At 65.0% G+C, this 203-nt stretch carries 1 protein-coding gene; it reads left to right on the forward strand.

Annotation, left to right across the window (positions count from 1 at the left end; genetic code table 11):
• On the forward strand, positions 1–203 hold a 203-nt coding region (locus BXA11_RS16760), incomplete at both ends, for a tetratricopeptide repeat protein (protein ID WP_143734349.1).

Raw genomic sequence — 203 nt, forward strand, 5'->3', positions numbered from 1 at the left:
CAAGAGGCTCACCAGGCCGCTACCGAGGCGCTGCAACACCACCCCGACGACCCCGACCTACACGCCATTATCGCCTGGCTACACAGTGCGCAAGGCAACTACGACCAGGCGGTCGCCTCTACTCAACAAGCCCTGGCCATCGACCCCCGCCACGCCGACGCCTTGCGCAGCCGTATCGATTTCCTGCGTTTTGCCCGGCGCTA

Origin of the sequence: Microbispora rosea, from assembly GCF_900156315.1 — a bacterium.
Classification (GTDB): domain Bacteria; phylum Actinomycetota; class Actinomycetes; order Streptosporangiales; family Streptosporangiaceae; genus Microbispora; species Microbispora rosea.